Source organism: bacterium (assembly GCA_026416715.1).
Lineage (GTDB): Bacteria > UBP4 > UBA4092 > JAOAEQ01 > JAOAEQ01 > JAOAEQ01.
This window is the reverse complement of sequence record JAOAEQ010000007.1, coordinates 46,366-72,701: the sequence shown is the minus strand read 5'-3', so window position 1 is coordinate 72,701 and position 26,336 is coordinate 46,366. Positions and strand designations below refer to the sequence as shown.

General features: G+C 39.0%; 20 protein-coding genes, 2 tRNA genes and 1 pseudogene. 3 read left to right on the top strand and 20 right to left on the bottom strand.

Features of this window, described 5'->3' with window-relative positions; genetic code table 11:
- The 20 genes and pseudogenes from N3A72_04320 to N3A72_04225 form a co-directional block, all read right to left on the bottom strand.
- The gene (locus tag N3A72_04320; protein MCX7918831.1) at window positions 1–978 is read right to left on the bottom strand and encodes a Gfo/Idh/MocA family oxidoreductase; all 978 of its coding nucleotides are present in this window, start codon (window positions 976–978) and stop codon (window positions 1–3) included.
- A gap of 22 nt (window positions 979–1,000) precedes the next feature.
- A complete protein-coding gene (lpxI, locus tag N3A72_04315) occupies window positions 1,001–1,831 on the bottom strand; it encodes a UDP-2,3-diacylglucosamine diphosphatase LpxI (protein ID MCX7918830.1) in 831 nt (276 codons plus the stop codon).
- A gap of 3 nt (window positions 1,832–1,834) precedes the next feature.
- Complete coding sequence (lpxA, locus tag N3A72_04310; GenBank protein ID MCX7918829.1) at window positions 1,835–2,605, bottom strand: acyl-ACP--UDP-N-acetylglucosamine O-acyltransferase; 771 nt, start codon at window positions 2,603–2,605, stop codon at window positions 1,835–1,837.
- A gap of 79 nt (window positions 2,606–2,684) precedes the next feature.
- Window positions 2,685–3,230: a macro domain-containing protein gene (locus N3A72_04305; GenBank protein MCX7918828.1), complete on the bottom strand. Its 546-nt coding sequence runs from the start codon at window positions 3,228–3,230 to the stop codon at window positions 2,685–2,687.
- A gap of 5 nt (window positions 3,231–3,235) precedes the next feature.
- Complete coding sequence (locus N3A72_04300) at window positions 3,236–4,576, bottom strand: TldD/PmbA family protein (GenBank protein MCX7918827.1); 1,341 nt, start codon at window positions 4,574–4,576, stop codon at window positions 3,236–3,238.
- Window positions 4,577–4,582: 6 nt separating this feature from the next.
- On the bottom strand, window positions 4,583–5,944 hold the full coding sequence (locus N3A72_04295) for a TldD/PmbA family protein (protein ID MCX7918826.1): 1,362 nt from the start codon (window positions 5,942–5,944) through the stop codon (window positions 4,583–4,585).
- An 80-nt stretch (window positions 5,945–6,024) separates the two neighbouring features.
- Window positions 6,025–6,101: transfer RNA gene (locus tag N3A72_04290), tRNA-Val, on the bottom strand.
- Between the two features lie 115 nt (window positions 6,102–6,216).
- A complete protein-coding gene (ispE, locus tag N3A72_04285; GenBank protein ID MCX7918825.1) occupies window positions 6,217–7,125 on the bottom strand; it encodes a 4-(cytidine 5'-diphospho)-2-C-methyl-D-erythritol kinase in 909 nt (302 codons plus the stop codon).
- Window positions 7,126–7,306: 181 nt separating this feature from the next.
- Window positions 7,307–8,728, bottom strand: coding sequence for a phosphoglucomutase/phosphomannomutase family protein (locus tag N3A72_04280; GenBank protein MCX7918824.1), 1,422 nt, complete (start codon window positions 8,726–8,728; stop codon window positions 7,307–7,309).
- A gap of 197 nt (window positions 8,729–8,925) precedes the next feature.
- A pseudogene (locus N3A72_04275) lies at window positions 8,926–9,813 on the bottom strand (class II fructose-bisphosphate aldolase).
- 17 nt (window positions 9,814–9,830) lie between these two features.
- Window positions 9,831–10,724, bottom strand: a complete 894-nt coding sequence (locus N3A72_04270; protein MCX7918823.1) for a hypothetical protein — start codon at window positions 10,722–10,724, stop codon at window positions 9,831–9,833.
- Window positions 10,725–10,919: 195 nt separating this feature from the next.
- Window positions 10,920–14,174, bottom strand: coding sequence for a carbamoyl-phosphate synthase large subunit (gene carB, locus N3A72_04265; GenBank protein MCX7918822.1), 3,255 nt, complete (start codon window positions 14,172–14,174; stop codon window positions 10,920–10,922).
- Between the two features lie 71 nt (window positions 14,175–14,245).
- Window positions 14,246–15,268, bottom strand: coding sequence for an SDR family NAD(P)-dependent oxidoreductase (locus N3A72_04260; protein ID MCX7918821.1), 1,023 nt, complete (start codon window positions 15,266–15,268; stop codon window positions 14,246–14,248).
- Window positions 15,269–15,354: 86 nt separating this feature from the next.
- On the bottom strand, window positions 15,355–16,293 hold the full coding sequence (locus N3A72_04255; protein ID MCX7918820.1) for a sugar phosphate nucleotidyltransferase: 939 nt from the start codon (window positions 16,291–16,293) through the stop codon (window positions 15,355–15,357).
- Between the two features lie 98 nt (window positions 16,294–16,391).
- Window positions 16,392–17,444: a GHMP kinase gene (locus N3A72_04250; protein ID MCX7918819.1), complete on the bottom strand. Its 1,053-nt coding sequence runs from the start codon at window positions 17,442–17,444 to the stop codon at window positions 16,392–16,394.
- Between the two features lie 97 nt (window positions 17,445–17,541).
- On the bottom strand, window positions 17,542–18,939 hold the full coding sequence (locus N3A72_04245; protein ID MCX7918818.1) for a radical SAM protein: 1,398 nt from the start codon (window positions 18,937–18,939) through the stop codon (window positions 17,542–17,544).
- A 179-nt stretch (window positions 18,940–19,118) separates the two neighbouring features.
- Window positions 19,119–19,589, bottom strand: a complete 471-nt coding sequence (locus N3A72_04240) for a hypothetical protein (GenBank protein MCX7918817.1) — start codon at window positions 19,587–19,589, stop codon at window positions 19,119–19,121.
- Window positions 19,590–19,850: 261 nt separating this feature from the next.
- Window positions 19,851–21,083, bottom strand: coding sequence for a threonine ammonia-lyase (gene ilvA / locus N3A72_04235; GenBank protein MCX7918816.1), 1,233 nt, complete (start codon window positions 21,081–21,083; stop codon window positions 19,851–19,853).
- A gap of 55 nt (window positions 21,084–21,138) precedes the next feature.
- Window positions 21,139–23,157 carry a hypothetical protein gene (locus N3A72_04230; GenBank protein ID MCX7918815.1) on the bottom strand — a complete coding sequence of 673 codons (2,019 nt, stop codon included), beginning with the start codon at window positions 23,155–23,157 and terminating at the stop codon, window positions 21,139–21,141.
- Entirely contained in the window at window positions 23,157–23,858 is a 702-nt protein-coding gene (locus N3A72_04225; GenBank protein MCX7918814.1) for a phosphoribosylanthranilate isomerase, read from the bottom strand. Before N3A72_04225 ends, N3A72_04230 begins: the two co-directional genes overlap by 1 nt.
- Window positions 23,859–24,017: 159 nt before the next feature.
- On the opposite strand from N3A72_04225, the gene N3A72_04220 reads away from it, so the two are divergent.
- The 3 genes from N3A72_04220 (at window position 24,018) to N3A72_04210 (ending at window position 26,310) form a co-directional block, all read left to right on the top strand.
- Window positions 24,018–24,094 (top strand) — tRNA-Arg (locus N3A72_04220).
- A 27-nt stretch (window positions 24,095–24,121) separates the two neighbouring features.
- Window positions 24,122–25,075: a hypothetical protein gene (locus tag N3A72_04215; protein MCX7918813.1), complete on the top strand. Its 954-nt coding sequence runs from the start codon at window positions 24,122–24,124 to the stop codon at window positions 25,073–25,075.
- A gap of 50 nt (window positions 25,076–25,125) precedes the next feature.
- Window positions 25,126–26,310, top strand: coding sequence for a GNAT family N-acetyltransferase (locus N3A72_04210; GenBank protein MCX7918812.1), 1,185 nt, complete (start codon window positions 25,126–25,128; stop codon window positions 26,308–26,310).
- Window positions 26,311–26,336: the final 26 nt, after the last annotated feature.

The following is a 26,336-nucleotide window of genomic DNA, read 5'->3' as shown; positions in this document are numbered from 1 at the left end:
TTAGTTTTGTTTTTTCATTAGTTTAATTTCGCGCTTGATTGGAGGTTTAGCGTGAATCAATCGAGTTATTTCCAAAGCTAATTCAAGCGCATCACGTCCGTGTTCTCCAGAAACAATTGGGGGTTTTCCAGCACGAACACAGGATATAAATGATTCCAATTCTAATCGTAACGGTTCTTTTTTTTCAATTGATACTTTTCGTAATAAAATTATTGGTTTACCGTGTTTGACTACTTTGCGATAAATTTTCAGTTCCGGGGTTGCATAATCGAGCGAAAAATAAGCATTCTTCTGAAATATACGGAGTTTTCGCATTTTCTCTGCGGAAACCCGACTCGCTGTAACATTAGCAATACAACCGTTGGCAAAATGAATATGTGCATTAGCGATATCTTCATGGTTGGTTAATACTGGAACGCCAACCGCTTCTATCGCAACCACCGGCGATTTTACCACCGCTAAAATAATGTCTAAATCGTGTATCATTAGGTCAAGAACTACTCCTACATCGCGAACTCGCGCATCGAAAGGAGATAATCGATGTGATTCGATAAACCGTGGTAAACGCAATACTTTCGCTAACTCTCGAACGGCGACATTAAACCGTTCAACATGACCTACTTGTAATATGAGCTTCTCTCTATTAGCAATGCGTACTAACTCAGTTGCCTCTTCCAATGAAGCGGTTATCGGTTTTTCAACCAAACAGTGTATCCCTGCAATCAACAGATCGCGCGTTACAGAATAATGTGCACTCGTTGGAACAACGATACTCGCGGCGTCAAACTTAACTTGCTTCAGTAACTCCTGATGATTAGGAAAGGCTAATGTCTTATATTGGTTCGCTATTGTGGTTGCTTGTAATAAATTGATATCGGCTACACCGACCAACTCGGTTCCGGGTAATTCTGAATAAATGCGCGCATGATGTTGGCCTAAATGACCAACGCCGATAACGGCAACTTTTATTTTTTTCATATTAAAAAATCGAAATCTAATGTTATGGTGCACTTATGCCATACATGCAAAGGTTATGCTGATTTGCTAATTCAATAACCGTTGGTTTATCGAGAATAAGGGTCGCCCCAGATTCTATAGCTAAAACACTGGCTTTAACTGCAACCATTTTTTCTATTGTTCGCTTACCAATTATTGGGATATCAAACCGAATATCCTGTTTAGGTTTGCTTACCTTAACAATAACAACCCCTTCTCCACCAAATTGTGCTGCACGTTCTATGGCCGCATCGGTTCCTTCTATTGCTTCAATAGCTAATACGGCTTGATTCTTAACAACAACACTTTGACCAATATCTACTTCTGCAATATGCTTGGCTATTTTAAATCCAAATTTAATATCAGCCATTTCTTCAGTCGTTGGTTGTCGAATGGTCATAGGACCAGCGTCAGCTAAACCGGATTTTAAGTATAATGTCGCATCCAATAATGTTATTCCTTCTTGAGCTAATTCTTCTGCAACCGCAGATAGCAATGAATCGGTTTGTTTATTGCTAAGTTTGGTTAATAATTTTAATGTTCGCATATCAAAGGTATACGATTTAAAAATAACCGTTTGCGGAACTTTTCCAACAAAAACTGCATAACGAATTTGCTCTTTTTTAAGAAGTACAATGAGTTCATCGAGTTGGCCAAATTTTATCCAATGAACATTCTTTTCCGGAACTAACGTAGCAATTTCAGGGGATGTTATAGTAGGGAAAGCAAAAATAACTAGTTCTATTTGATTTTTTAACGCTTCCTTTGCAAAGAGAATCGGATAATCACTACTCCCTGCAATGAGACCGATTCTTGTAAATGAAGGTGAATTCATACCTTAACGACATATTCCGCGTTTTGAAGCTCGAATAAATTTAACAAAATGAACGATTTCTTGTGAATCACCTAGTTCCTGTTCAATACGGCTAAGTGCGTCTTGCAGTGTTAGTCCTTGCCGATAAAGAATTTTATAGGCGGTTTTTAAGGTATGGATGACTTCTTTCGGAAAATTATGCCGTTGTAATCCAACTGTATTTAAACCATAAGGTCTACTCGGGTCACCAGCAACTTTTAAATAGGGAGGAGTATCTTTGACTACTTTTGAACAACCGCCGGTGATGGAATATTTTCCAATTTGGACAAACTGATGGATGAATACACCACCACCTACAACCGCATAATCTTCAATACATACATGCCCAGCTAACGTAGCTACATTGGCCAATATAACATTATTACCGATGGTACAATTATGCGCTATATGAACATAAGCCATAATCAAATTATTATTTCCAATTTTAGTTATACTACCCGGTTCAGTAGCCCGATTAATGGTTACAAATTCACGTATAATATTGTTATCTCCTATTTCAACATAGGTTTCTCCACCTTTAAACTTCAGATCTTGCGGTGTTCCGCCAATGACAGAACATGAATGCAATCGACAGTTACGACCTATTTTCGTGTAATTCTCAATAACCACATGATTATCAAGAACAGTATCATCGCCTATCGTCACATGTTCTGCAATAATACAATAGGGACCGATAGTAATATTTTTCCCTAATTGTGCTTTCGGATGAATAATTGCTGACGGATGAATATTCACAACATATACTCCTTACTATCAATTAAATTTACTTGTACTACAAAATGTATACAAAATGTAACATAGGACAAACTTTTTGTCAAAGTTTTTTTCTTTTTTTCTGTAAAAATTGTTCTGCGACTTGCAAAAAAACCATATAGGTTGAGGCATCGTAAAGCACAAAATCAATTTCACGTAGTGTAGTTTCCTGCTGACAATGCTCAACAACTTCATGTAGCATTACCTCAGCCGCTGCTCTTGCTGGAAACCCACCAACCCCAGTTCCAATCGCGGGAAAGGCTATGGAAGATAACCGATACTGGCATGCACGAAGTAAACTATTCCGAGTTGCCTGTCGAATTTTATCCGCATCAGTTTGTAAATCTTGTCCCATTCCAGCTGCATGAATGACATATTTGGCTTTTAGATTTCCAGCGGTTGTTACCACCGCTTCTCCTATCGGGATCGGACCAAGCCGGATTGCTTCCTCTTCAATAATTCTACCACCAGCTTGTTTGATTGCCCCAGCAACACCGCCTCCCATCCAGAGATGATTATTTGCCGCATTTACGATTGCATCCGTTGTAAATGTGGTTATATCGCCCTGAAAAAACTTTATTGTAGTTTGGTTAACTCTCCATTCCATATGAGTTATGATCCCGCACTACTAGTAACATTGAGTTTCTCGAATAAAATAGCAGGAGCAATAATATTTCCCACGGTTTCCTGTTCTTGGCTCATAGCTGCAATATGTCGGAACGCATCGTAAATATTTCCCGAAACCATTGTATCTTTTACACGGCCTACTATTTGTCCTTTTTCGATTTTAAACCCTAAGTCTACGTTTACCGAAAAATCTCCTGCTAATAAATTACTCTGTCCACCACCTAATATTTGGTGTACAATAATACCTTCTTGGATGCCGGAAATCAAGGTGGCATAAGGAATCTCTCCGGGATTAATAACTAAATTCGTATATTCTGGTGAAGGGAGATTACTGAATGAACGATGTCCGTGTCCAGTTGAATGGGTATGCATTAACCCTGCAGTCTGTAAATCATAAATATAATGCGTTAATTTCCCTGTATCAACTAAGGTTATTGGACGATGTACTATTCCTTCATCGTCGTATGGCGTTGAATTCACTCCAAACGGTATTGTCGGATCATCGATAATTGTTAATGCTGAATTGAATATTTGCTGTCCTAATTTTCCGGTCATAGGCGAGGTACCCTTTTGAATATATTTACCATTACATCCCATTTCAAATCCATAAAGAATTGAATAAAGCGCCTTCGGAGCAAAAATCACCGGCATTAATTGGGTGGTAACACTCACTTTGTTTTTCGCTGTTTTCATTTTATCTACAAGCCGTATTAACAATTTTTCGGGTAGATGGACTAATTTTCCAGAACTATAATATTCGTCTATCCAAAGGAATCCATCGGGTTCAACTTCTACAGCATTAATAAATTCGGTATAAAGTGTTTTTTGATAATGGACATGTAGTCCAGTTGAATTGATTATTTCAATATTTGCTAACCGCTTAATAATTTCGACATCACATTTTGCTTCTCTAGCGTTCTCTTTAACAAAAGCAACTAACCTTTTACCGCTTTCTACCATTGCATCAACATTACATTGTGCTACGGCTATATCATAGATATCCGAAGCTGGTTTTGACTTATGCAGTTGTTTCCCTGTCGGAAATTGAAACTTTGCTTCTTGTCCATATTTCGCTGAATTAAACGCTTTATTAACTAGTGAAGGTAGATTATCGATATCAGTAGTACTGGAATACCCTATTTTGCCATCTACAATAACTCGCAATCCGATTCCGTTGGTATATCGAGTATACATAACTTTCAATTCATCGGATTTGAATTCTACTTGAGTATCTTCGCTACGAATATGATATACTTCAGCGGAAGATGTCCTATTCTTTGCTAAGTCTAAAACATATTGACTAATATTGGTCATTGTATCCTTCATATTGAATTATATACCACCTATTACAACATTTCGAATTCTAATATGTGGTCCTCCGTCACTTACCGGTAATGGACTTTGTCCTTGCTTACCGCAACCACCAAGACCACCGCGAATCTCTAAATCATTTCCAATTGCATCAATATTCTGTAAGGTCTCAAATACATTGCCACTTAAGATTACATCACGTATCCGTTGACCAATTTTCCCTTGTTTAATTTCATAAGCCTCTTCGGATGAAAAGGTAAACATTTCTAAATTGGTATTTCCTCCTAGTGCTCCTTTAACATACAAGCCATAATCAACTTCACTAATCATTTTATCGAACGAGTATGTACTCGGTTCTATATACGTACAACTCATACGAACTATTGGCGGAAACCGATAAGAAATTGCACGCGCATTACCACTAACTGGTTCATTCATTTTCGCCGCTGTTTCCCGTGAATGAAGGCGTCCCACTAAAATACCATTTTTAATTAAATAATTTTTTTGACCAGGAACACCTTCATCATCAAATTCATAATGTCCTCGTATCCCTGGAATCGTTGCATCGTCAACAACATTTAATTCCGGAACCCCAAATTGTGTGCCAATTCTCATTATCGCTAACATCCGCGGATTATCATAAATATGGTCAGCTTCACTTAAATGGCCAAATGCTTCGTGGATAAACACCCCGGCAAGCTTCTGGTCAATAACGACCGTATACACTCCGGATGTAACCCGTTTGGCGGAAAGCAATCCAATAGCGCGTTCCGCAATTTGTTCTACCATGGGTTCCAAACCTAAAATACTATCATATCCAGTTTCACTAGCCAGAGACTCATAAGCTCGCTGGACGGTATTTCCATCTTTCGCTAAAGCTGATATACTCATTCCGGCAAATAATTTCTCCTGTTCAATTTCGGTTTGCTCGGAATTAAAATAATATTTTCGGGTATACCCATCAGCATAGAGAATGCGAGTGGATTGAATTTGCGGGTAGTGTAATAACTGGCGATTATATCGTTCACAAAGGAACTGTTTCTCCGATAACGGAATACTTCTCGGGTCTAATTTTGGTTGAGCAGAAATAAACGCTTTTTGAGGTTTAACCGGTGCTAATTTGCTTGTTTGATTTCCGATCAATTTAGCCTGATGACAAGCGAGTCGAACATGGTGTTCTAAATTATCGAGTGAATTAAAACTAACAAACCCCCAGCCTCCGTTATGGAATGCTCGTACATTCCCGCCGAAAACATCGGATTCCCCGATATTTTCCAGTTCTTTGCCCATGTAAACCACTTCGGTATAGCTTGTCCGTTGAACTCGGATTTCAATATATTCAGTTGTAGCAACGGTTAACGCCTGTTTAAGTTTTTTTTCCATAAAAGATAAGAAGATTTTTGAATGCCAAAATCACCCAAAAATATAACTTAACTTTAATAAGCTTAGGTTATACAAAAAAATGGTGGGCGATACTGGAATCGAACCAGTGACCTCCGCCATGTCAAGACGGCACTCTAACCAACTGAGCTAATCGCCCACCTTACCAAAATGTAGTTTTATAATTGTTCTAATTTTATTATTATAATATGTTCTTATTACAAAAAGCAACCTGTAATTGGATATCACATTTTTCATACTAAAAATTTTTTATTCTAAACATTATATTGTTTTACAGTTTCAACCAATTTTACCCACCATTGCTGTTCTTTATCGATTTTTTGTACGATACGTTCACCTTGACTTTTTTCCGATGCAATTCCAAATATTGCAGAACCGCTACCCGTCATTAATACGTTTACACAGCCTAAACGAACCAGTTTTTGCTTAACCTCAACCAACTTCGGATATAGATTAAATGTTGTTATTTCAAGACGATTAAATAACAAACAAGCTATTTTCGAACAATTATTTGTTTCTATTGCAGATATGATTTCAGTTGGGTCTTTTTTATTGATTATGGAAGCGATATTGAAATGTTTATACACTGTGGCTGTAGATATCGGAAAATTAGGATAGACAACGACGAATACTAATTCTGGTGTTGGTAGTTGTCGAACTATTCGTTCGCCTTTTCCCAAAGCTAACGCCGTTCCCCCCCGCAGAAAAAATGGCACATCCATACCTAGTTGGCAACCTATTTCAGTGAGTTCATCGTAAGATAAGTTACAATTCCACAGTTTATTACATCCAATCAAGACAGCAGCAGCATCACTACTTCCTCCACCCAATCCAGCACCTATCGGAATGTTTTTTTCTAAATGAATCGATATTCCTTGTTTAACCCCTGTTTTTTCTTGCAACAGCGACGCTGCACGGTACGCTAAATTACATGAATCAATGGGCAATTCTGGTATATTACAGGTAAGGTTAATTTTTTTAGGTTGGATGGTTAACCGAATAGTATCATAGAGATTAATTGTTTGGAGAATGGTTACCAAATCATGATATCCATCGTCTCGGCGAGCTACAATTTCCAAGAATAAATTTACTTTAGCATACGCTTTAAGTAGCATACTTAAAGAAAGAAAGCAGATACAAAAGATTAAATATAATCGGTTCATAAAATCTCTTTGTATCTGCTTTAATCGTCTAATATCAGCGAACTATTACCTATGGCTATTTTTTCTTATGCCGGTCACGACGCCGTCGTTTTTTTAATTTATGCTTTTTAATTTTGTGACGTTTACGTTTTCTTCCGCAAGGCATTCCTTGTTCGCCCTCCTTTCATTGAAATCGATAGTCTTATCGTAGCAGCTTATATAAACTATCAACTATTTCCTGAAGGGTTTTTTCGCTTTTTGCTTCCGCATAACAACGTAAGAGCGGTTCAGTTCCCGATGGACGTATTAATACCCAACTTCCATCTTCAAGAACAAAACAAATCCCATCAACTGTTTTAATTTCTTTCACTCTCAATCCGGCAAAAAGTGTCGGGGTATTTGACCGTAATTGGCTTAAAATCGCTTGTTTCTTTATATTATCAGTTCTTAAATCAATGCGCTGTACGAAATAACTTCCATATTTCTTATAGATATCTTTTAACAATATTCCCAACGATTTTTTCTGATGTGCAATCAATTCAGCGACCAATAAACATGCAATGATACCGTCTTTTTCCGGAACATGGCGATATATACTCAATCCACCGCTCTCTTCTCCACCAATAATAATCTCTTGTTGTGACATCAACTCACCAATATATTTGAACCCAACTGGGGTTTCATATACTTGAATTCCTTTTTCTTTAGCAATAGCATCAATAAGATGAGTAGTCGCAATCGACCGAACAACTGCGCCAGTCCACTTACGCGAATCAATAAGATGGAGAAATAATAGTGCTATCACTTGATTCGGGGTAATATATGTTCCATCAGAATCAATTATTCCAAACCGATCAGCGTCACCGTCTAACGCTAATCCCAAATGTGCGGTCATTTCTTTTACTTTCAACTTCAATTCTTTTAAATTGTTCTCGGACGGTTCTGGGGTTCTCCCACCAAAATAGACATCTCGTTCTGCATGGAGTACCTCTATTTCACATCCGGCTTCTCGTAGGAGCACATCAAGATATCCTTTACCCGTTCCATAGAGAAGGTCAACAACAATTTTCAAGTTTGCTTTTCGAATGCTATCCCAATCTATCTTTTCGCGTATATAAGTTAAATATCGCGATCTGATATCTATCTCTTGTACTAATTTTTTCTCTATCGCTTCTGATAATGGCAGTACATGAGGCGTAGCTCCCGAACTAATCAATTGATTTGCTATCTGCTCAATTCTACTGGTTACTTCAACCGGTGCTGGACCGCCGGTAAATGGCGAAAATTTTATCCCATTATATTCTGGTGGATTATGGGAAGCGGTGATATTAACTCCACCAGCTACCTGCCGAGAAATAATCTCAAACGATATTGCTGGAGTTGGCACATCACGGTCACTTAAATATACTGGGATTCTGTTTCCAGCAAATACTTCCGCACATGTTTTCGCAAATTTATCGGATAAGAAGCGAGTATCATATCCGACAACTACTCCTCGTGTATCTAATTGTTCTTGTTGAAGATACTGTGCGATCGCTTGTGTCACAATACGAACATTAGCGAAGGTAAATTCTTCAGAGATAATCGCCCGCCATCCAGATGTTCCAAAAGATATTTTTGCCATAAATGTTACGACAATATTATAACTCTCATGTAAATTCAGTTTTTTTATTATTACGACTTTGTATTTAAAATTTCCTCTGTAACCCGAGCAACAAGTTTCGTTAATTCCTTTACGTCAACTGTTATTTTACCATTCGTACCCAATTGACCGCATGAAGCACCACAAACAGCACAGAGTGTATTGCTCCTTTCGCAGACTCCTGCCGAACCATAAATATCAAGATTTTCTGCAACCACTTCTTGTACTGCTGATTTTACCGCCATTAAAATATCCGGGAAACTAATGATATTGGGATGTTCCTTGATAATTTGCTTGGTTTTATCCACTGCAGCACGCGACATTTCAGTATAGAAATTAATTTTACTTATTCCAAGTTGAATTGATTTTTTAAAATCCTCTGCAGGGATCCCTGAGCCACCGTGCAATACTAATGGAACTGTTACTCGTTTTCGGATTTCGGATAATCGGTCGAAATCAAGTTTTGGAGTCTGTTTATATAAACCATGCGCATTCCCAATAGCAATCGCTAACGCATCAACTTGAGTTCGCTCAACAAACTGCTGAGCATCTGCTGGGTTGGTATACCACTCTTTCGCTGCTTCTTCGCCGCCGGGACCACCTTCCGCACCACCAACATGACCGAGTTCCGCTTCTACAGTTACCCCAACCGCATGCGCCATTTTTACAACTTCTTGGGTTTGTCTGATATTTTCTTCAAAAGGTAATAATGAACCATCAAACATCACTGATGTAAATCCACAACGAATCGCACGAACTATCGTCTCAAACTTCAATCCATGGTCAAGATGAATTGCTACAGGCACTGTTGCTTGCGTTGCTGCATGTCGAATTAATGGCAGAATAGTTTCCAAATCAATTACATACTTGTTCGTTTGCGTTGCCAATCCGTTTTCCAGATACTTAAAATGGACTTCCGCGATACTTAAAATGACTGGTGACCTTTTACGTTCCGCTGCGGTTAATATCGCTTGCAGAAATTCTAAATTAACAACATTAAACGATCCGACCGCATAATGATTCCGTTGTGCATCCTGTAATATCGCTGCTAGATTTACTAGACTCATAAAGCTAATACAAACAACTATTCAATTATTAATGGGAGGTTCTTATCGTAGTTATCGATTTTGACACGAATAATATACCCGTTTATTCCACAATTTCGGAGAAAAGGGTTCTTTTCTAGTATAAATTTACTAATGACATTAACTTTCTTTCCATCTTTTTCCTGATACGCATTCGGTTTCTTTTCGATAAAATCAGTTAATTTGGTTTTAATAATTAAATCTCCCGATTCGCTTAATTCGATATTATCTGCGCCTTCAAAAATAAATTTAATCTGGTTAGGGTTCTTTCCGCATGCGATATACATGATATACTCTAACTTCCCCTCTGAACCTCGATATACAACATCAATTCCGGAATAGAGATTCTTGTATCGAATTTGTCTAAACGTAGCAAGATTCTGTTTCCACTTTGAAGGGTCGCTACCTCGAAGAATATTCACTTTCCCAGGTAACTCTTCTTCTCCTACTACTTCACATTTCTGATCAACACCGAGAAACCGTTTCTTGAGAACTAACCGGGTCTCTTTTATGGGAACAGTTGATGAGGAAAATGACGGGGGTTTTCTCTCAAACCTGTCTAGCGGAATTAGTATCGTCGTATCAGATGATGGTAGTTCTGGTGGTTTTTCTCGTTTAATAAATTCCATAACTATCGCATCTTTTGTGAAAAACATTGTTCCGGAAGCGTTGGAAACATAATATATTACAGTTGTATCTATTTGACCCTTATTTTCTATAAACGATATTGGCAATTTGCCATACGACTGCAACACTCGGTCTGTTGCCGCCGGATTCATCTCGGTTTTGGTCGGTTCATTTACCGCATAAGTTATAACGCTTAATCCCCAGAGACCGATAATACATATAGATATGATATAACTCTTTATAAAAAATCCCCTACAATTTTTCATTATAATTAATATACTTCTATTTAACGAAAACTGCAAGTCATACCGACGGAATCTAAACTTTGAACTTTGGATTTTGACATTAAGATTTCCTAAAAAGTTGGTGACGCTTTGGTTTTAGGGTTAAAATTTTTTTGCACATAGTAGCAGCAATATGCAAAGTATAAGCGATAACGGTAACGAATTTCTGCTCACTTTTTAGGTACTATGGTATTCTTGGAGAGATCGAACATAAAGTTCTTCCTGTTGTAACGCTTGGATTCCCTCAACTGCAGCGAATGCTGCAGGAATAGTGGTAATAACCGGAATACGATTAGTTATCGCAGTTCTTCGAATTGCGAATTCGTCATATTTAGAAATCTTTCCTAGCGGGGTATTAATAATCAGGTTAATTTTCCCTTCATGAATGAGGTCAACTACATTCGGGCTGCCTTCGTTAACTTTATAAACAAAATCAACTGGTATACCCTGCGCTTGGAGGTAGTGATAAGTACCCCGAGTTGCTCGGAGATAGAATCCAAGTTCAACTAATTTCCTCGCTATCGGAACAATTGCCGGTTTATCCGGGTCATTTACACTAATAAATACGGTTCCTGATTTCGGAAGCGACGAACCCGCTGCAATCTGTGATTTTGCAAATGCAGCGCCAAATCGAGTATCGAGTCCCATTACTTCACCGGTAGATTTCATTTCTGGTCCAAGAATAATATCAACTCCCGGGAATTTAATGAATGGCAATACGACTTCTTTGACAGCAAAATAATCTAAATGTTTCTCCTGGGTAAATCCAAGTTCTTCAAGCGTTTTCCCGACCATGATTTTCGTAGCATATTTGGCTAACGGGATACCGATAGCTTTGCTGACATAAGGAATCGTTCTCGATGCGCGTGGATTGACTTCAAGGACATACACCTTCCCATCTTTAAGAGCATATTGGATATTCATTAACCCAACAACCTTTAACGCTTTTGCCAGTTTATAGGTATATTCTTTAACTGTATCGATTATTAGCGAATTTAACGATCGCGGTGGAATAACACACGCGCTATCTCCGGAATGGATACCCGCTTCTTCAATATGTTCCATAATCGCACCGATAACCGTTCGATTTCCATCACTAATTGCATCAACATCTATTTCCACCGCATTTTCTAGGAATCGATCAATTAATACCGGGTGTTCTTCCGAAGCCATAACCGCTCGTTCGATATATTTTCGTAACGCGATTTCTTCGTAAACTATTTCCATTGCTCGACCACCAAGCACATAGGATGGCCGAACGATAACGGGGTATCCAATACGGGTTGCTACCGCAATTGCTTCGTCAATTGAGCGAGCAGTCCCATTTTCGGGGGTAGGAATATCCAATGCTGTTAATAAAGCACCAAAACGTTTCCGGTCTTCAGCTAAATCGATACTATCTGGAGAGGTACCGAGTATATTCACCCCAGCCTTGGCTAATGGTATTGCGAGATTTAAAGGAGTTTGCCCACCAAACTGAACAATAACTCCTTCCGGTTGTTCAGCTTCAATAATATTCAATACATCTTCTCGAGTTAATGGTTCAAAATATAATCGGTCGGATATATCGTAATCTGTACTGACGGTTTCCGGATTACTATTGACCATAATTGCTTCGTAACCTTCTTCACGGAGTGCCTGAACTCCATGAACACAGCAATAATCAAACTCAATCCCCTGCCCGATTCGATTTGGACCACCACCGATGATGATAACCTTTTTCTTATCCGATTTTTTCACTTCTGATTCTGTTTCATACGTTGAATAATAATATGGTGTATAAGCTTCAAATTCCGCAGCACAGGTGTCTACGACTTTAAAAGTTGGAACAATCCGTTTTTTCTTCCGAAACTGCCGAATAGTCTCTTCATCACTCCGCAGTAAATAGGCAAGTTGAACATCGCTAAATCCATATCGTTTTGCTTCTCGTAATAGTTCGCTGCTGATAATCGGAACCTTTTGTTCTTTAATCTCCTGCGCAGAGTTCGAGTTATTCGGTAATCGATATTTCGCTAGTTTGCGTTCCATTTCAACGATTTGTTTTAGATTCGCCAGAAACCAAGGGTCAATATTCGTAAATTTATGTATCTTCTCGATACTCATTCGCTGCGATAACGCATAATGGATATAAAATAGACGTTCTGGATTAGGAATACGTAGCTTATCAACTATTTTTTCAATCTCGATTGTCCCACGCCCATCGCCACCGAACCCAAATCTACCAATTTCTAATGATCGAATTCCTTTCTGTAATGCTTCTTTAAATGTCCGACCGATGCTCATGGTTTCACCGACCGATTTCATTTGTGTATTCAAAATCGGTTCAGCACCTGGAAATTTTTCAAAAGCGAACCTCGGTATTTTCACCACGCAATAATCTATTGTCGGCTCGAAACAAGCTGGGGTTTTCTTAGTTATATCGTTCGGAATCTCATCAAGTCGATAACCAACAGCAAGTTTTGCTGCTATTTTCGCAATGGGAAATCCGGTAGCTTTTGAAGCTAATGCAGAACTCCGAGAAACACGCGGATTCATTTCAATTGCTACCATATCCCCGTTAACCGGATTTACTGCAAACTGGATATTCGACCCACCAGTTTCTACTCCAATTTCGCGAATAATCGCTATCGCCGCATCTCGCATCTGTTGATATTCTTTATCTGACAAAGTTTGCGCTGGAGCCACTGTGATACTATCACCGGTGTGAATTCCCATCGGGTCAAAATTCTCTATCGAACAGATAATTACCACGTTATCCGCTATATCTCGCATAACTTCTAGTTCGAATTCCTTCCACCCAATAACGGATTGTTCAATTAACACCTGATGTATCGGACTGGTTGCCAATCCCCATTGGACTTTTTCCAAGAAGTCGGTTTCATCATACGCAATACTACCGCCAGAACCCCCAAGAGTAAACGCTGGCCGAATAATATTTGGATATCCAATATCTTTCACTAACTGAAGCGCATCTTCTACCGTGTATGCCAATCCACTTTTTGGTACTTTCAACCCAATATTTTCCATACATTTTTTAAAGAGACTTCGATCTTCGGCTTTTTTAATTGCTTCCGCTTTCGCCCCGATTAACTCAACATTGAATTGTTCTAGGATTCCGTTTTCATAGAGTTCGAGTGAGACATTTAATCCTGTTTGCCCACCGAGTGTTGGTAATAATGCATGTGGTCGTTCTCGTTCAATAATTTTCGCTATAATGTCTGCGGTTATCGGCTCAATATAGGTTCGGTCACCCATTTGCGGGTCAGTCATAATCGTTGCGGGATTGCTATTCACCAGTACAACTTCATATCCTTCTTCCCGCAAAGCTTTACATCCTTGGGTACCGGAATAATCAAATTCGCAGGCTTGACCAATAACGATTGGCCCTGACCCAATGATGAGAATTTTTTTAATATCGGTTCTTTTCGGCATAATTTACATACAAATTTAATTTATTGACTTATTGCAATCGGTTTTTAGGTTGTGATATTCGTTAATTGTTATTAAAAAAGATGTGAATTCTCGATTACCCAGCAGTATAGCCGTTCGATACCTTCTCCAACTTCAATTCGTGGATGCCAATTCAAATCATGTTGGGCTTTTCGAATATCGCTAACATATACTTTTTGGTCACCTGGTCGCCAATCACTAAAATTCGCGGGGATTTCCCGACAGAGAAGTTTTGCTAGATATTCACGAAATTCGAGCCAAGCGGATACGGTGTTATTTGGCCCACCACCGATATTATAAATCTGCCCAGCAGTGATATCAATGTTCGCTACTGCAAGCTGAAATGCTCGAATTAAATCTTCGATAAAAAGAATATCCCGGACCTGTTTCCCATCGCCATAAATAGTTATCGGTTTACCCAGTATCGATGAGATAATAAAATGTGCAACCCATCCCTGGTCTTCGTTTCCGAATTGACGTGGACCATATATACAAGACATACGAAATACTACGGTTCGCAATCCATACATTCGTGCATAGTCGCGAACATACTGATCCGCCGCACCCTTTGAACATCCATATGGTGAATGAAAATCCAACCCACGCGATTCGGCAATTCCAAATGGATAATCTCTAAAACTATATCGTTTTTGCTGTTCAATTACTTTAATATCTTCCAATCCACCGTACACCTTATTCGTTGAAGTAAAAACGAGTATCGGATTACAATTACTCATCCGTGCCGCTTCAAGAATATTCAATGTCCCAAGTGCATTAATTTCAAAATCTTCTCGTGGGTTCAGAATCGATGTGGTTACTGCAACCTGTGCCGCAAGATGAAATATCACCTCTTGTCCTTGCACCGCTTGATTAACCACTTCTTTATTTCGAATATCACCTACTATGAGCTTACATTGATCACCAAATTTTGCTTTAAGCCATTCAACATTTTTTTCCGTTCCTTTACGCGAAAGATTATCGAGTATGGTTACGTCTTCACCTTGTTCAACCAGACGATACACCAGATTACTACCGATAAATCCTGCGCCACCAGTAACCAGTATTTTCTTGCTCACGGATAATTTACCTCCTCAAATATATAAAAAGACTTATTATCTTATCATAAATTTCTATGCTTCGGTTCGGAATAAAAAATCCAAAATTACCAATTGTTTTTCGCTTGCAAACTTGAGGGTACAATGTTACGACTTCTATAGTTAGCTTTTCCCAATGCTAGTATCGTTTCAAGATACCCTTCCGGAACACCAATATCATATCGTTCTCCTTGGATTTCGTAAGCAAAAAATCCTTCTTGTTTCCGCAGCTTTTCCAAAGCAGAAGTTAATTGGATTTCATTTTGTTCCCGCAGATTATGGTCAATATGATATTGTAAATGTTCGAAAATTCTTGGGGTTAAAATATATTGACCAAAAAGGCAAAGATATTGGTTCGTACCTAAACCTTCAACACGAAGATATTTCTGTGCATATTCAATAGTCGGTTTTTCTTTAAATTCCGTTATTTCAAATACGCCCGGATCCGAACAAATCGGTTTTGCGCCGACAGTACCGAACCGATATATAAGCGATTCTGCCGTTCGTAAGACTCCTACTACACTCTTTTGATACCGTTGATATACATTTAGTAATTGTTGCACGCAGGATATCTCGATTTTCGAATGACTAACATGGTCACCAAGGAGCAAGATAAACGGTTCGTGTCCTACAAACTCACGAGCGCAATATACCGCATGTCCAAATCCATCCTGCTTATCCTGATAAACAAACGATATTCGTTTGCCTAACTCTAAAATGTGTTTAGTCTGTTCAATTATAATCGGTTTATTTTGTATCTGTTCAGCAAAATTTGAAGGCAATGGTTGATGAAAAAATTGATGAAATACTGGTTTATCTTCCGGTTGGATAACGATTCCAATCTGTTCTATTCCGGATTGGACTAGCTCTTCAACAATAATCTGGATTATCGGTTTAACCAATCCATCACGGTCAATTACCGGAAACAGTTCTTTTTTTACTATTTTCGTTGCGGGATATAATCGTGTTCCCAAACCTGCTGCAGTGATAACAGCTTTCTTTACCATCGGATATTTCTGTCATAAAACCACGAAACGCTCGGAGAACCACTCCACTTAATTCCCTCGAGTTCCCGTGTTTTCAGGACAGGATTATGGTTATTTTATCATTTTGGTTCTATCGTTAATTCAAAACATTCGACATCTAGTGATTCTGGTAATTTTTTTATCAGTTCTTTTTGTTCTTGCGGGCCTCGAACCACAAATTGCGCGCAACCGTCACCTTGAGACCCAACTCCTTTGCCACCCCAAATTAAGTCTTGAATTGGTGGATAAGATAATACTTGATGAAGCTTCGGAGCGGTTAATTCTCGCGGACTTGCCGGAATCATAAATTCATCGAATAACCGTTGGGCTTCGGTCATCAGTCGTCCTACTTCTTCTGCATCTCCGTCAATAATAGCTTGTTTCGCTTGGATTAAAATCTCCTGATTGATATGACCGAGATAATACCGAACATCTTCAGCTATTTTCCCTTTTGTATTCGGATAACAAGCATTCAAATCCGCTAAAATTTGTTTCGTATCCTTACCTTTTTTTAAATCTACTATGACCATATAAATGGGACGTTGTGGATGTAATTCTTCTATTTCCATATTATCTCCATCAAAGGTCAGAAATACCGGAACCCGACCGTATGCGCATGCCTGATCCATCCGTCCGCAACGTGATGGAGTTAAAATTTCACCGAGATATGCTAGTTCCATTTCACCGCGTTTGGTAAGTTTAAGGTCATAGATATAATTAAATGCTCGTGCTGTTAGTACATTTATCGCTGCTGATGAAGATAATCCTTTTCGAATTGGTAAGTCCATTTTATAACTATCGATAGTTAATCCTTTAACATGATAATTCCGCAAGACATAATACGCTACTCCTGCGATATAGCTAAAAAACCCGCCTCGTTTTGCGGTATCGAACAGAATTTTTTCATCCATTTTAATCCGATTGGGAATACGTTGCCCATCTGGTAACGTCGAGGTCATAATCAACTCATCGGAATTAGGTTTAACCTTTGCATATATTCCTTGGTTTGTTCCCACGATTAAACAATATCCCATTGGGATACTCGAATCGAGCCGACGATATCCTCCTGCCCAATCAGAATGCTCGCCAAATAAACATACTCTTCCCGGAACAAACAAATCAAACTCTTGCATGTATCATCTCCTACTTCACGACAGAGGTCGCAAAGCTCACCAAGCTGACTTTCGACTTCAATTCGAAACATTCTTTGTGGTCTCTGCGTCTCTGTCGTTAATTAATTTTTCTCAAAATATCCCAGAATGCACCTTTATATCCCTGCTCAACAATCGCTTGAACGAGTTTATTATTATCATTATAATTATAATTTCGGTCAATTTTTTTGCGATTCCCGAATAAGAATCTTGGATCGTCTCGAGTCAAATGCTCAATATATTCTTCTATATCATCACCTAACTCCGGGGCAAGATAAAATGTCGGTGGCAATAATTCCGATTCCGATTTTCCAAACAACTGTTTAAATCGGTCAAACATTGGCGTTTGGGGATATATCCGTAATCCTAGGCTTACCCCTACCCGGCTCGGATTAAGCATTTTCAGTTTAGTTATGGTTTCTGTAATCGTTTCTCGGGTTTCTCCGGGAGCACCAAGTAACAAATCAAACATAAACGCGAATCCATATTTATGGCATAATTTTGCTACATTCTCGATATCAGCAAATGTATATTGATTTCCAAGTATTTTCAGCATCTTTTCATTGCAATGGTCAGCAACAAAATCTATGCCAACGCAACCAGATTTCCGTAATAATGCTGCTAGCGGTTCATCAAACGGTACGATATTACAGTAGGTATACCATGTAATTTTATTCCCGAGCCCAGAATGAATCAATTCATTGCAAACCGCAACTGCATGGGTATAATCAACATTAAACTCACTATCGCAGGTATGAAAATAATCTATCCCTTGGGAAACAAGATATGCTACCTCAGCAACAACATCTTTCGGGTTTCGGCACCGAACCTTTCTACCTTTACTCACCGGATCACAACAATATGAACACGGCTGATTACATCCCCGTGTAGTCTCAAATCCAACCATTCCACCTTCTCGATAATATCGAAGGTTATCTATAGTCTCACGGTGCGATAACGAAATTGAATCAATCGGATAAAACTTTGTCGGGTTCCGCTGATATCCGTTTTTAGTTTTATACACCAGATTCGGGATTTCAGAATAATCATACTCTTTCGATATTCGTTCGGCTAACATGGGCAACGCTAATTCACCATCTCCGATTATCCCAAGGTCAACCTCGCAATAAGCAAGCGTTAATTCCGGCATAATCGAGAACCCAACGCCTCCGAGAACTAACGGAGTATCACTATATTTTTTAATCAGGTTGATAATTCCTTTAGTTTTCTCCAAAATAAAATCTTGACTTGCATAATATGAATCATCGATATTTCGAACGGTTACCCCAATTAAGATAAATTCATCGTGTGATACCGTTGACCGAATATCGGATTCGATATCTTTAGAAAACGATAAATCTAATAGACTTACTTCGAACCCGGCATGTTTTAGCGCAACACCAAGATAATCTAATGCTACCGGCGATACAACCGGTTTCATTAGGTTTGGGTTTACCAGCAAAATTTTATTTAACATAAGTTAAAAATCTTAAAATGTTTCGCTAATTCTTGTCAATTCAGAACACTGCAAAAAAACAATAATGTTTTCTGTAAAAATTTAACCGTTAGAACTTATGGATGATATACGGAGTAACTACGAACGAGATAATATCTCGTTCGTAGTTGCTCCAGTGTGGGTTCGGAGATAATAGTAGGTTATTTTGTTTTCCGACAATGATAATATTTGAGTAATTCTGGATTCGGAATTAATGGGTTTGGAATTGGTCGGTTATCAGCTAAAAGTAGCATATAGATACCGCAAAAGAGACTTACTGCATAGTTATGCTCTTTTTCAGCAATTTGTTTCCATTGGATTCGAATAGATTCAGGAGTAGTTTTCCAAGCAGTAGTTGCTTGTCGCATGCGAGACTGCTGGAGTTGGCGCGCTGGAGTTAGCATATATGGTTTTGCTGGTTTGCGCCGAGCATAATCCTGTCGTTCTTTTGGCGCAGCATAGGAAGCGGTTCCTAACGGACCGGATTTAACAAGTTGCAATTTCGGTTCATTATATTTTAATGTCGCCGTAGATAAATCTACCGGAAACAAAACCTGTTCAAACGCTTGATAAACAATCTTCTGCAGCTCTTTTTCTGATTTAACCGATTTTTTTGTTAATTGCTTATACAATCTCGCTGCTACGTCCTCTAATACTGGTATAAAGTTTTTTGTTACCTGAATATAATTAGGGTATGGACGTTTCATAAATATATTTATTCTATATGAGTATATAGATATTTTAATTCGATTTGAGTCAAAATGCAATAGAAATCTGTTAATTCTATGAAGTTGTATTTTAACCACCAGACGAATATGCAGGTTCTTTGAGCAAAAATGGATAGAGTGATTTATGTAACCTTAAATCAATGGATTTGATGAGTCAAGTTTATTTCAGTTTTTGGGAGAAGTATATTGGCTTAAATTTTCGACTTGATATTGATTCTTTCTCAACAACGTAATTATTTCTTCGATATGCGCTTGCCCCCTCGTTTCGAGAATGAAATCTACCTCATTTTCACCTAACGGTGCACTTGGAAATTGGCGATTGTGCGAGATTTCCAAGATATTCGCATTGCAACTCCCGATTAATGTGCCTAGTTTGCCAAGGAATCCAGGACGGTCTGGAAGTCGAACCCGCAGTTTCGCTAACCGGCCATCTTTAACCAATCCTTTTTCAATAATCCGTGATAATAGATTAACATCAATATTCCCGCCACTTAATATACAAACTACCTTTTTTCCTTCCAGATTGGCTATCTTCCGATTCACTAATGCAGCTAATGGAGTCGCTCCTGCACCTTCAGCCACGATTTTCTCGATTTCTAACAGGAGCAGAATCGCATTCGCTATTTCTTCGTCGGTAACGGTAACCATATCATCCACATATCGTTTAACCAGTGGGAAAGTATTGATACCAACCTTTTTAACCGCAATTCCATCAGCTATCGTGCTTGATATCGGAATTTCCGTTACTTGGTTTTTCTCAATTGCAATCGTCATAGAAGGTGCATTATTAGCTTCAACGCCGAAAATTTTAATTTTCGGATTAGTCTCTTTAATTGCTATTGCAATCCCGCTAATCAATCCGCCGCCGCCGACTGGAACCACGACCGCATCAAGCGGTATCGGTTCTTCGAGGAGTTCAAGCCCAATTGTCCCTTGACCAGCGATAACCAACGGGTCATCAAACGCATGGATAAAAATCCGGTTCTCCTGCCGAGCGATCTCTTGAGCATATGCATATGCTTCATCATAATTTTCTCCATGCAAAATAACCCGAGCTTGTTCCCGACGAACGGAAGAAACTTTAATTAGCGGTGTCCCGACTGGCATAACGATAGTTGCTGGGATCGACAGCCGTCGCGAATGGTATGCTATCGCAAACGCATGGTTTCCCGCACTTGCAGTAACCACCCCTTGCTGCTGCTCTTCCTTATTTAACGATAAAAGACGATTTAACGCACCACGCTCTTTGAAACTGCCGGTCATCTGGAAACTTTCTAGTTTATGATAGGTATGACAGCCAGTGAGTTCGGATAGCGTATAAGAATACGGACATGGGGTATGCTGAATCGCATTACCCAGCCTATTTCTCGCATTAATAATATCTGATAAGGTTAACATTGGATTATGCTACCTAAATAAAAATTTCGCGTTGGTTGCTATTATATTATAACCTCTATCGAATAAGCTCAACCACCCAAAATCCGTAATATGGCACATCCTGGTTTGTAGTAATTGTTAACCCATTTTTTTTCGGTTTAACGAGAGCAGCAATTTTCTGGGGTTTAGATAATGGCTTCAAGAGAGTAGAATTTAGCGTTGTATAGTTATCTCGGTTCAATGTTATCATAGGTTTTGCCGGATCCGTTGAACCATTGAGAATAACGATGTATTCTTGGGTTGAACTTTTAAAATGTATTGGCAAGAGATACGGACCGCCTGTAACCAAAGCAGCATAAAATTCACCGTTCGCAAGAAATGAAACCATCCGATGAACTAATATTTGTCGATGATTATTTCTAGGTAAAAATGCTGGATTTGCAACGGCGTAAATTATAACGCGCCCACCAAGTTCATTGGTATATGCAATGATACCAGGCGCAATTCTTTTCATAGTCGGGTCGGTGATAGTAGTCCATTCTTGCGCTGGTTTATGTAAATCAAATAGATATATTTGTGGCGCTTTGTTGATATTAAATGGAAAACCTCGGTTCAATCCAGTCGATTCTACGCCCGTTATCAGCTCGATTGAATAAACACTCTCTTCTCTGGCTACAGTTCCGCGAAATTGCACACCGAGAAATTTACTAAATCCTCGTTCACAAAGTATTCTAGCGCTTAGACCATCTAGCAATAGCCCGTTTTGTAATAGTTGCATCACTTCATCATCGGTGAAAGACCAAATATTACTCCCGAAAATCGCGTTTACTTTCTGTATCCGCGCAGAACAGGGGACACCGAATGGCATGAGGTAAAATCCTGATTCCATCGGGTCAATGTACAATTCATCCATATATTTTCCAGTATGGGTATGGATATATTCCGGTGCATTTTGTTTCCATAAAAAACCGATACCGGTAGTAGATAACGATTTCGAGAACTTATTTTGAATCCAAGTTAAACTCGCTCGTGAGCGATCAAGCAAATTCCCAATTTTTTCCTGGTAGGTTAATGATGTTCCGGTCATCGGGAATAAATTGAGTAGCATATTATCCGAACCATAGAACATACATAACGCCATTTCTGACCAAGTCTGGGTATCAGACTTATTCCAGGTAGTATAAGGAAAATTTTCTATTTCCGGAGTAACTTCACAGGATGATGGTTGAAAATTTTTCTGTAAATCTAGCATCATGATTGCATATGGTTTTTCTTTCCCGCATTGTTCCATATAAGGAGTAAAATGCGGTCGATGCGCTACCTGTCGGTTAATAGATAATGCCGACAACAATTGTTGCCAATCTCTTCCTTCAATTGCATGGTGACTAGGATGTGAACTCATCAACCCTAGTTTTATTTTTTTCTTCCCCTTTTCAAGTACCGCCTGCGTAATCATGGTAGCTACTTCAAGCTGTATTTCTCGCCAGGTTTCCATCCATATTGCTCTCCAAGGATGCGGTGTTCCTGGTTTTAAAATATTTTTCACGATTTCATCCCGATTGGTTGTTCGACCTATTTTCTTTTCGAATCGCTGGATAACTTCCGGTTCAAATCCTCCACCCCACGTCAATGGATTGTGATTGTGATATCTGAAATCATCTTCAATCCATAAGATTCGAAATTTGAGTTCGGCAAATCGGCTATATAAACGAGAAATATACTTTTGCCAGACCGGATCAGCAAATGACGCACAGGCTTTGCTCTTTTCTCCCAAGGGAGAAACTAACGGACGAAATGGATAATCTTCTGGGAATTTTCTACCCCGGTCACAATGTAATACAGTCATCCATAGATTTAAACTGACATCTATCCCATGCTTGCGCAATATATGAGTAACGGTGGTTATATGACGATACCAAATATCTTCTTCTTGGTGAGATAGTAAACCGTTATTCCATTCCTCGGGTGCAATAAACAAAATGACTTCTTCTACATGATGACGACGACAGAACTGAACCAATTGTTTACAATGTTCTTTTACGTTCGTATCGGGTAACACTAAATACCGAAGTTTATAGTTAAACTGGTTACGCATTACAATCTCCTGATTGAAAATAATGTTATAGGAATTCGTTTAAATGCATTACGCGCGTTAGAAATAAACCTGGTAACTTTATCTTGGTCTTTCCTTCCGTTAGCATCTTCAACCCCGGTATGAACATCGACACCTGCTGGGCGAACAAACTCTATCGCTTGCGCGACATTTTCCGGAGTTAATCCGCCGGCAAGAATAATCGGACGAGGTGATATTTCAACTAACCGGCGGCTGATTGTCCAATCATGCGGTTTCCCAGTCGCTCCAGTTGCGCCGGTGTTTGGGTCGTAGGTATCAGTTATAAATGCATCAACGAACGGAGTAAACCGAACGATCTCTGCTGCAAGCTCAGAAAAATTATCTCCGGTAACAATAAGACTCTTGATGATAACCAGATCTGAGTCGAGCGATTTCACCCGAGCCAGTTCTTCACCCGCAATCTTGCCATGGAGTTGAACAATTTTCGTTCCTAATTGCGCACAGAATTCAACGATTTCAATTGCTTTATTTAAGTAAGTGATCAAAACTCCAAACGTTGGCGGTTTCAAAGTTCGAATAATTCGACCAGCTTCTTCTTCAGATAAATCTTCTTCATGCACATCTAGTCGTAATGGAAAACCAAGATAATCCACTCCCCTTGCAATGAGCATCTGCGCTTCAGCAAAATCTTTAATTCCCGCAATCTGGATAATATTGTGCATTAGCTAATTATCATATCGATAATTTGATTTTTTAGCAAGTAAATCTCATTGCTCACACTATGTAATAGTGGTATAATATTTTGTAAAGTTAGAACCGTAAAAACGAAAGAATAAAGTTACTTTTTCGTAGATTTATTTAGTTTCGTTTATTTCTTTTACGTGCCCATAGCTCAATTGGATAGAGCGATAGACTACGGATCTATAGGTTGGGGGTTCAACTCCCTCTGGGCACGCCATTTATTTTAGTAATCATAATTACTTAGATGATAATAAGAAAAATTACCCAACTTAATTTTGTTGTAATCTGGTTTTTCATCGTAATAATTGATGTTACTACTAGTCAAGCGATGTCGAATGGTACCACGCAATCAATAATGACGACAACCTCTACTCCGTTAGCACCGCTCATAATCGCTCCACAACAAATCGAGTTACCCGGTCAGCATTTTGCGTTATCAACCGGGGTTATGTATGTTCCACCTTATTTTCATGCGAAAAAGAAGAACGTTAATCTTCTAATTCATTTCCATGGTGCCTCTTGGGTTGTGGAACAGAGTTTTTATCCAACCGGTAAGAATGCAGTGGTGGTAACGATACCGCTACGCGGACTCTCTGGAGTATATACAGCGAAATATAAAGATAAAAAAGAGTTCGGTCGGTTGTTGACCGAAATTATGGAAACGTTGGATAAAAATAGTATCGTTCATCGTCCACGATTAGGCAGACTCTGTTTAACCTCGTTCAGTGCAGGATTCGGCGCAATGCGAGAAATCCTGCAAGTCCCGGCGTATTATAAGAAAATAACAGATACGGTTTTTCTCGATTCCATCCATGCAGGTTTAGATACTACAACTCATACCCCGCCAGCGGAACAAATGCAAATGTTTCTCCAGTTCGCGCAAGATGCAGTGCGAGGTAAGAAAACAATGTGGATCACCCATTCACAGATTGACCCGAAAACCTATGCCAGCACAACAAAAACCGCTGATTTTCTGATTAAAAAACTTGGATTACAACGTGTCGTGAAGCACGAGGACACCTCTTCTCTATCTCTGGATGAACCGTGGAAAACAATGCGGTTATTATCTACAGTTGATCAAGGGAATTTCCACGTTCGCGAGTTTGCTGGTGAAACCGGACAAGACCATATGAACCATTTCTATACGATGGGAAAATATATCGCACAGACTTCGTTACCAAGTATTTTAGATAAATAAATATTCATTTAATTCACGTAATTCACGATCGCAAAGAAAGGAAATAAAGTATGACCCCAACCATTCGCCAGGTTAAAGAATCGGAACGACAGTTAATAGCAGAAATATACAATAATAGCTACAAAACCGGTTTAGAAATCGGTCAACAATGGGCGCAGAATTCGGTATTATCGAATACCCGTGCGATATTTGAAGGAAAACATATTGTTAGTATAATCCAGATAATCCCGTATAAAATCTGGGTTGGCGGAAACGTTATTTCGATGGGCGGTATTGGAGGAGTTGCAACTCGAGCAGATTGTCAGGGAAAAGGATATGCGGGAGCGCTTATGCGGGATAGTGTGCGTGATATGCGAGAACATAAACAATGGACTTCGATTCTTTATCCATTTTCGCATGCATACTATCGTAAATTTGGTTGGGAACTCTGCGGGCATCGGTATGTATATCGTGAATTTAAACAAGATGGAATTCGACCGTTTGATGAGAAGAAGTTAGTTCGATATTGCGAACCGGAAAAAGAAATACCGCTTTTAGATAAAATCTATTCGCAATACGCGATGAAATATAATCTTTGCGTTCAACGAACGAAAGAGTTATGGATAAAAAAAATCGAGCAGATTATGAAAGAAAAAGGGCAAGGATATATTATTGAAGATAACGGCGAACCGATTGGATATCTCCTGTGCACCCATAATCGAGTAGAATTCGGCCACGAATGTATCATTAAAGAATTCGCTTGTTTGAATTTAACGGCGTATAAAGCGTTATTCGGATTCATGCAGCAGTTGCCAAATAATATTTCCCGATTTCAATTATTTACTCCATACTATCCAATACTCTGGAAACATTTTCGCGAACCGTTTTCCGCAAAAATCGCTATGGAACCAGTTTTTCAATTCCGGGTAGTTGATGTTCAGAAAGCGGTTGAACTCCGTGGATATCCCCCACAAGCACAAGGCAAGGTCATTTTTTCAATTCAAGACGATTGCGGAGATTGGAATATCGGTCCGTGGGAACTTGATATTGAAGCGGGTAAAGCAGCAATTCATAGAACGACAAAAACGCCGGAGTTCTGTTGCACCATACAAACATTTTCAGAGCTTTATTCCGGCTATCGGTCAGCGGAAGAGTTAGCGATTGATGGAAAATTGGAAATCAAGAGACCTGCTAAATTGTCGTTCTTAAACACCGCATTCTTCGATAAACCAACCCATATTCTAGATTACTTCTAAAAAAATTGAAAGTTTTAATCTTTGTG

Excerpts from the sequence above, each read along its gene's own strand:
- N3A72_04320 (MCX7918831.1), bottom strand. The coding sequence starts at position 978 with ATGAAAAAAATAAAAGTTGCCGTTATCGGCGTTGGTCATTTAGGCCAA.
- lpxI (MCX7918830.1), bottom strand. The coding sequence starts at position 1,831 with ATGAATTCACCTTCATTTACAAGAATCGGTCTCATTGCAGGGAGTAGT.
- N3A72_04305 (MCX7918828.1), bottom strand. The coding sequence starts at position 3,230 with ATGGAATGGAGAGTTAACCAAACTACAATAAAGTTTTTTCAGGGCGAT.
- N3A72_04300 (MCX7918827.1), bottom strand. The coding sequence starts at position 4,576 with ATGAAGGATACAATGACCAATATTAGTCAATATGTTTTAGACTTAGCA.
- N3A72_04295 (MCX7918826.1), bottom strand. The coding sequence starts at position 5,944 with ATGGAAAAAAAACTTAAACAGGCGTTAACCGTTGCTACAACTGAATAT.
- ispE (MCX7918825.1), bottom strand. The coding sequence starts at position 7,125 with ATGAACCGATTATATTTAATCTTTTGTATCTGCTTTCTTTCTTTAAGT.
- N3A72_04280 (MCX7918824.1), bottom strand. The coding sequence starts at position 8,728 with ATGGCAAAAATATCTTTTGGAACATCTGGATGGCGGGCGATTATCTCT.
- N3A72_04270 (MCX7918823.1), bottom strand. The coding sequence starts at position 10,724 with ATGAAAAATTGTAGGGGATTTTTTATAAAGAGTTATATCATATCTATA.
- carB (MCX7918822.1), bottom strand. The coding sequence starts at position 14,174 with ATGCCGAAAAGAACCGATATTAAAAAAATTCTCATCATTGGGTCAGGG.
- N3A72_04255 (MCX7918820.1), bottom strand. The coding sequence starts at position 16,293 with ATGGTAAAGAAAGCTGTTATCACTGCAGCAGGTTTGGGAACACGATTA.
- N3A72_04250 (MCX7918819.1), bottom strand. The coding sequence starts at position 17,444 with ATGCAAGAGTTTGATTTGTTTGTTCCGGGAAGAGTATGTTTATTTGGC.
- N3A72_04245 (MCX7918818.1), bottom strand. The coding sequence starts at position 18,939 with ATGTTAAATAAAATTTTGCTGGTAAACCCAAACCTAATGAAACCGGTT.
- ilvA (MCX7918816.1), bottom strand. The coding sequence starts at position 21,083 with ATGTTAACCTTATCAGATATTATTAATGCGAGAAATAGGCTGGGTAAT.
- N3A72_04230 (MCX7918815.1), bottom strand. The coding sequence starts at position 23,157 with ATGCGTAACCAGTTTAACTATAAACTTCGGTATTTAGTGTTACCCGAT.
- N3A72_04225 (MCX7918814.1), bottom strand. The coding sequence starts at position 23,858 with ATGCACAATATTATCCAGATTGCGGGAATTAAAGATTTTGCTGAAGCG.
- N3A72_04215 (MCX7918813.1), top strand. The coding sequence starts at position 24,122 with ATGATAATAAGAAAAATTACCCAACTTAATTTTGTTGTAATCTGGTTT.
- N3A72_04210 (MCX7918812.1), top strand. The coding sequence starts at position 25,126 with ATGACCCCAACCATTCGCCAGGTTAAAGAATCGGAACGACAGTTAATA.